Genomic DNA, 7,113 nt, shown 5'->3' on the forward strand with positions numbered 1-7,113 from the left:
GACTAAGTGAGTGACAACAGAGCCGGATATGCGCGGACGTCCGGGGGCAGCAGGGGACTGGTCCGTGCTCCGGGGGACGCTGAGGGACGCCCGGAGAGGGTGTGAAACGCGTTGACACGGAAGAGGTCACTGGTTCAAACCCAGTATCGCCCACCATCTATGTAAGGCCCTGACCTGCGGAAACGCGGGTCAGGGCCTTACTCGTTGGGCCGCATCCGGGTCGCAGATCGAGCGCTGCTTGACTAACTGCTTGACTAAGAATCGGGTTTGCGTCTGCATCCGGGCCAGCAACGGCGTCCGGACGTGGGCGGACGCCCTCGGACACGAAGATGCGGTCCATGGCCTCCGCGCCCTCGGTCAGCACGGGTCTGAGCTGTTTGCGGTAGACCGCCTCGGTGACCGTAGTGCTCCGATGGCCGACGAGACGGGCGATCTCCTCCAGGGGGACGCCTGCCTCGGACAGGATCGAGACGAAGCTGTGCCGCTGTGGTTGTAACCACTTTATCGACCGCCTTGCTGGGGCTCCTGTCACTGAGGTTCGTCGCGGCCTGAAGTCTCGCGAACAAGGGTTCTGGTGCTTGCAGTGGTTCGAGCGATGATCCCTTCACAGACCTCCCGCTTTTCTGGGCCTCGGACTCTCACAACGGGTGGACCACTCGGGAGGGGTCACGTCAGAGGTTTGCGGTCCGCACATTGTCCACAACAGGCACCCGTGAGGGACGTCGGGCGCTGGCGCGGGTGGTGGCGATGTACGAGTCGGCCCGGACGGGGCGCAGAGTCGTCATCCCCTGACGGCACCCCCGCGACCGCTGCGCCTACACACCCGCAAACCCCCCGGTGCGCGGCTTACCGGGGGGTCGTTGCACGGGTTTCGTGCAGGACACGGGCTTTGCCGGGGCTAGGTTGGTCGACGTGAGCGACCGACAGCTGCCGAAGTGGTCTGAGCTCAAGCCGTTGCTGCGGCCGAAACCGGTGGTGCTCAACGGGACCGACCGCAGGTTGGGCAACGCGGTGACGATCGCGGACCTGCGTCGGCTGGCGAAGCGTCGGACGCCGACGTCGGTCTTCGACTACACCGACGGTGCCGCGGAGGAGGAGCTGAGCCTGGCCAGGGCGCGCGAGACCTTCCACGACCTGACCTTCCACCCGGGCATCCTCAAGGGGGTCGGGCCGGTGGACCCGACGACCACGGTGCTGGGCAAGCCTTCGGCGTTGCCGTTCGGGTTCGCCCCGACCGGGTTCACCCGGATGATGCGGCACGAGGGCGAGGCTGCGGTGGCGCGGGTGGCCGGCCGGGTCGGCATCCCGTACGGCCTGTCGACGTTGGGCACGACGAACATCGAGGAGCTCGCGGCTGCGGCCCCTGACACCCGTAAGTGGTTCCAGCTGTACGTGTGGCGGGACCATGCGCCGGCGGAGGACCTGATGGCGCGGGCGAAGGAGCACGGGTTCGAGGCGTTGGTGCTGACGGTCGACTGCCCGGTGGGTGGTTCGCGGCACCGGGACATCCGCAACGGGTTCGCGATCCCTCCCGCGCTGTCGGTGAAGACGGTCGTGGACGGGGCGATGCACCCGAACTGGTGGTGGAACTTCCTGACCACGCCGCCGTTGCGGTTCGCGTCGCTGGACTCGTGGGAGGGAACCGTCGGGGAGATGATGAACGCGCTGTTCGACCCGACCATGACGCTGGCCGACCTGGACTGGGTGCGACGCACGTGGGACGGGCCACTGGTGGTCAAGGGGGTCCAGACGGTCGAGGACGCCAAGGCGGTCGTCGACCACGGGGCGGACGCGGTCTGGTTGTCGAACCACGGCGGCCGCCAGCTGGACAAGGCCCAGGTGCCGGTCCGGCTGGTCCCCGCGGTGCGGGAGGCCCTCGGCCCGGATGCCGAGATCATGGTCGACACCGGTGTCATGTCCGGCGCCGACGTCGTCGCCGCGGTCGCGCTCGGTGCCAGCTCGGTCCTGGTCGGCCGCGCGTACCTGTACGGGCTGATGGCCGGAGGCGAACGCGGCGTGCAGCGCGCGGCCGACATCCTCGCCACCGAGGTGAGGCGCACCATGGCGTTGCTCGGCGCGGCCCGCGTGCGGGACCTGCACTCCGGCATGGTCGAGCTCGCCCCCTGACGTCCGCGGCGAGCGGGGGCGGCGACTGGGGAGCGGAGCGAGGCGGCGCGGGCGAGATCCAGCGCCAGGCCCTGGCAGCCCGCCTTGTCGTGCGACGGAAGGTGCTGCGCCGACTGGCTCAGGGTGTCGTCACGCCGGTTCCCATCGGGGAGCCAGATCCGGGCGAGGTGTCGGTGTCATCCATCCGGGAGCTGCGGACCCGCGTTCCGGGCTGGTCGACCGGGCTGAAGACCAGCTGTAGGCAGCCGCCTACGATGACCCGCTCCACCTGGATCCCGTACACCCGGTGCAGCGCGTCCGGTGTGAGGGCCTCGTCCGGCGTGCCGGAGGCCACGACGCGGCCGCGGTCGAGCATGACCAGCGTGGTGCAGTAGCGGGCCGCGAGGTTGAGGTCATGCAGGACGACGACTGTGGTGACGCCGAGCTGCCCGACCATCCGCAGCAGCTCGTGCTGGTAGCGGATGTCGAGGTGGTTGGTCGGCTCGTCGAGGAGGAGGTGCTCGGCCTGCTGGGCGAGAGTCCGGGCGACCAGCACACGCTGCTTCTCCCCGCCCGACAGGGTGGCGTAGCGACGGTCGGCGAGGTCCCGGGCGCCGACCCGGGTCAGCGCGGCGGCGACCGCCTGGTGGTCCTCCCTGCTGAACGGTGCGAGGGCCTTGCGGTGCGGTGCCCGGCCGAGCAGCACCATGTCCGCGACGGTGACGGGCAGGTCCGAGGGGGTCTCTTGGGCGACCACGGCGACCCGCCGGGCGAGCTCGGCCCCGCGCAGCGTGGTCACCGGCTCGTCGTCGATGGCGACCAGGCCGGCGCGCGGGCGCAGGGCCGCGTAGAGGGTGCGCAGGAAGGTGGTCTTGCCGCTGCCGTTCGGTCCGATCAGTCCGACCACCTCGCCGGGCCCGGCGCGCAGCCCGACGCCGTCGATCACCAGCTTGTCGTCGTAGCCGACGGAGACGTCGGTTGCGGAGATCATGGTGAGGCGCTCCTCGTTCGTTCGGGTGTCAGTGGGTCGGGTTGAGCCTGCGGACGAGCAGGAACAGCAGGGGGGCTCCGGTCAGTGCGGTGATGACGCCGAGCGGCAGCTCCTGCGGCGCGAGCGCGATCCGCGCCAGCACGTCGGCCCAGACGAGGAAGATGGCGCCGAGCAGTGCAGCGACCGGGAGCAGCCGGCGGTGTGCCGTGCCGACGCACAGCCGGGCGACGTGCGGGATAATCAGCCCCACGAAACCGATGCCGCCGGAGGCTGCGACGAGGGCGCCGACGCAGAGCGCGACCACCACCATCACGGTCGCGCGAAGCCGGGTCGGAGAGATGCCGAGCGTCTGGGCGGTGTTGTCGCCGATGGCCAGGGCGTCCAGGGGGCGTGCCTGGACCAGCAGCAGGGCCAGCGTGGCCAGCACGACCGCCCAGTTCACCACGGCGGACTGACCCGTCGCGAGGGTCAGTGACCCCAGGGTCCAGAACAGCACGGAGCGACCGGCGTCCGGGTCGTCCGAGGCGAAGATGAGGAACGAGGTGAGCGCGTGCAGCACGTAGCCGACCGAGACCCCCGCCAGCACCAGCCGGGTCGAGGTCATCTGCCCGCCGACCCTGGCCAGGAGGAAGACCGCCGCGCCTGCGGCCAGCGCACCGATGAAGGCGCTGCCGGCGAGTGAGCTCGACCCGATCCCGGCGCCGAACCCGAAGAGGATCGTCGCTGCCGCCAGGGTCGACGCCCCGGAGGTGACACCCAGCAGGTAGGGCTCGGCCAGGATGTTGCGCGTCAGTGCCTGCAGGGCGACCCCGGCGATGGCGAGCCCGGCGCCGACAGCGGCCCCCAGCAGCACCCGAGGCACCCGCAGGAGCCAGACGATGGACTCCTGGGCGGGGGTCCAGGTGGCCTCCGGCGGGACACCCACGAAGTGCCGGCCAACCACCTGGGCCACCGTGTCCACCGGGATGGCGACGGGTCCGAGGCCCACGGCCACGGGCAGCGTGACGAGCAGCGCAGCGACCAGGCCGACGACCCAGAGCCTCGTGTGTCGTCGCCGACGGTCGTGGTCGAGGTCGTCGTCGGGGAGGGCGGGCTCGGGGTCGGGTGCCACGGGCTCGCGTGGCGCAAGGGTGCGGTCGGGGTGGTGCATGCCTGCCTCGTTGTCGGATGTCACGGGTTGCGGGGACGAAGGGTCAGGGCGGCGCCCAGGGCGAGCGCGGTGAGTCCGCCGAGGACCGCCGCCGCGCCGACGTACCCCGCTGCTGCCAGCCCCGCCCCCGCGGCCGCTGCCCCGAGGAAGAGGCCGAGGCTCATCCCGGCGGCGTTCAGGCTCAGGGCGGTCCCGCGCACGTCGGCGCAGCTGCGGACGAGCAGGGTCACCACCGCGGCCGCCACCACCGCGTGGCTGGCGGACAGCGCTGCCGTGCAGGCCAGGGCGAGTGGCAGTGCCGGCGCGACATACACCCCGACCAGGGCGACCAGGGCCGTCAGCAGGCTGGTCGCCATCACGCGCTGGGCCCGCTGGTCGGACTCGTCGAGGTTGAGCAGCCGTCCGGCGACCAGGTGGCCGACGAAGAACGACCCGCCGCTGAGGGTCCAGACGAACGCGAAGAGGCTGGAGGACAGGGCAAACCTGTCGGCGTACAGGGGGGCGAGGAAGGCCAGGTGCCCCATGAAGGCCCCGGCCCGCCCGAAGGCCACCAGGATCAGTGTGAGCGCCCCCGGGACGGCGGCGAGCGTGCGGAACGCGGCGAGGTAACCGAGTCGCTTGCCATGGGGGTCGGCGGCACGCTCGTCGCGGCCGTAGCGGACGAGGACCGGAGCCAGGACGAGGGCCAGCACGGCGACGGCGACGAGATCGCCCTGCCAGCCCCACCACAGGGTCGGCAGCACGAGCAGCGGCGCCCCCAGCGTGGACGCCAGGGTCTGGGCCGTCATGACCAGGGTCGCGGCCCGGCCGGCGGCGGGGCCGGACCCGAAGCGGTCAGCCGCCGCCGCGGACAGGGCGGGGTACAGCAGCGCGTTGGACACACCGGTGAGGAGGCAGAACGCAGCCAGGGTGGGGATCGAGGCAGACGTCCCGATGGCGGCGGCCACCGCGAGCAGGACCAGCGCCGCAGCGGCCACCCGCGGCGGCGCGATCCGCCCGATCAGGGGGGCCAGGGCAACGCCGGCCAGCACGGCGCCGATCCCGGCGAGCCCGCGCAGCGATCCCACCTCCGCAGGACCATCGCCCGCGGCGACGGCGATGGACACCAGGGACGTGGTGAACACCGTGAACGGCAGGCCGCCCGCGGCCGCGGCGAGCAGCGTCGGCCAGACCGCCGCGACGATCCGGCGTTCGCTGGGCAGCGCCTCGGTCGCCGTCAGGTCGACGTCACCCACGATGCCCCCGGACTCAGCGTCGGGCCTGGTCCGGCGCTCGCGCTCCTCGGAGCGCGAGCGCCGACGCGACGCAACCAGTCGGCTCAACTGTCGGACAACCGGTCGGCGAGCAGCTCGAGCCCGTCGACGGCCAGCGGGCCGGGGGAGGTGTAGAAGTAGTTCAGCGGCAGCACGCCCCCGTCCTCGTCGACCGCCTTGAGCCCTGCCAGCGCCGGCCGGCTGCGCAGCGCCTGCACCACGTCCAGGTCGCTCTCGAGGCTCGAGGATCCCTTGCCCCTGGGGACGTACAGCGCGAAGACCACGTCGGGTGCGCTGCCGACCAGCTCCTCGGTGCTGGGCTCGAAGTAGCGCTTGGGCACGTCCTTGAAGACGTTGTCCAGGCCCAGCAGCGACATCTGCTCCGAGGCCAGCGACTGACCGCCGTAGGCCCCCAGGGCGCCCTCCGTGACGACGTACAGGGGGACGGCGCGCTGGCCCGACCTCGTGTCGACGCGCTTCCCGGCGGCGGCGACGCGGCGCTTCATGTCCTCGACGGCGCCCGCTGCTGCCTGCTCGGTGCCGAACACGCGGCCGTAGGTCTCGACATCCCGGTAGATCAGGTCGAATCCACCGACCCCGCCGGTGGACCGCCCCTCGATGCCGGCGCAGTGGCCGCTGACCGTCAGCAGCTGCACCCCGGCCTTGTCCAGGCGTGCCGCGAGGGCGTCGATGTCGACGCCCGCGCTGATGTCGGTGCCGATCACGGCGTCGACCCCGGAGCTCAGGATCATCTCGTAGGAGACGTCGTGCGAGTCCTCGGCGACCCTCTCGGCGGCCTCGACCACCGCCCTCGTCTTCTCCTCGTAGGGCACGTTCAGGCTCCCGGCGTAGTGGGTCACCTTGTCGCCCGCTCCGGCCGCGACCAGCAGGGACGGCGCCTCGGCGCCGATCGCGAGCACCCGCTCCGGGGGTGAGTCGAACACCACCTTCCGACCGCAGCTCTCGACGGTGACCGGACCCGCGGTCGACTGCCGTCCGGCGCCGCTCCGGGCGTCGGACGGGGCGCCACAACCCGTTGCGACGATGGCCAGGACGGGCAGGGCGGCGGCCCAGGGCCTGAGACTTCTCATCGGTCGTTCACTCCGTTCACAGGGGCGCCCGCTTGTCGTTCGGCGCCGGGGGCGGCGAGGGCAGGGCAGACAACCCACCCGTGTCGCCCTCGCAGCGGGGACGGCTAGACAGTAATGAAAACCATTATCATCGTCAAAGAGTGTGAAGGGGCACCCCTGCGCCGGGGGTCGCGCGTGTTGGGTGCCCAGGCCGGCAACCGCCGCGGGTCCGCAGCCGGCCGCCACTAGTTGTACCGAGCCATCAGGTTGGTAGCAGCCGGCTGATGGGTGGGCGTCCTCCGAGTGCGCTGTGGCGTCGTTGAGTGTTGTAGTGCTCGAGCCACGGCGCAAGCGCGGCCGCTCTCTGGTCGTTGGTCAGGAAGGCCTGACGGTAGGCCCATTCGGTGAGCAGGGTGCGGTTGAAGCGCTCTGCCTTGCCGTTCTGCCATGGGCAGTGTGGCCGGATGAAGATCTGTTGGATCCCGGCCGAGGCGCACAGTTCGCGCAGGGAGAAGCGGTAGGCCCAGGCGTTGTCGGTCATCA

At 71.5% G+C, this 7,113-nt stretch carries 6 protein-coding genes; 1 reads left to right on the forward strand and 5 read right to left on the reverse strand.

Translation table 11 applies throughout. From position 1 onward, the window contains the following. Positions 1-912: 912 nt before the first annotated feature. Complete coding sequence (locus VIB11_RS02595) at positions 913-2,127, forward strand: alpha-hydroxy acid oxidase (RefSeq protein WP_332028078.1); 1,215 nt, start codon at positions 913-915, stop codon at positions 2,125-2,127. Positions 2,128-2,245: 118 nt separating this feature from the next. Here VIB11_RS02595 and VIB11_RS02600 read toward each other — a convergent pair whose 3' ends face one another. The 5 genes from VIB11_RS02600 to VIB11_RS02620 all read right to left on the reverse strand — a co-directional run. Next, entirely contained in the window at positions 2,246-3,097 is an 852-nt protein-coding gene (locus VIB11_RS02600) for an ABC transporter ATP-binding protein (RefSeq protein ID WP_332028080.1), read from the reverse strand. A gap of 28 nt (positions 3,098-3,125) precedes the next feature. Next, entirely contained in the window at positions 3,126-4,247 is a 1,122-nt protein-coding gene (locus VIB11_RS02605) for an iron ABC transporter permease (protein ID WP_332028082.1), read from the reverse strand. 20 nt (positions 4,248-4,267) lie between these two features. Next, positions 4,268-5,569, reverse strand: a complete 1,302-nt coding sequence (locus VIB11_RS02610) for an MFS transporter (RefSeq protein ID WP_332028083.1) — start codon at positions 5,567-5,569, stop codon at positions 4,268-4,270. Next, complete coding sequence (locus VIB11_RS02615; protein ID WP_332028084.1) at positions 5,566-6,591, reverse strand: ABC transporter substrate-binding protein; 1,026 nt, start codon at positions 6,589-6,591, stop codon at positions 5,566-5,568. The genes VIB11_RS02610 and VIB11_RS02615 overlap by 4 nt, the downstream gene beginning before the upstream one ends. 241 nt (positions 6,592-6,832) lie before the next feature. Beyond that, on the reverse strand, positions 6,833-7,113 hold a 281-nt coding region (locus tag VIB11_RS02620), incomplete at its 5' end, for an integrase core domain-containing protein (RefSeq protein WP_332028085.1).

The sequence above is a fragment of the Pedococcus sp. genome, assembly GCF_036554925.1.
In the GTDB taxonomy this organism is placed as follows: domain Bacteria; phylum Actinomycetota; class Actinomycetes; order Actinomycetales; family Dermatophilaceae; genus Pedococcus_A.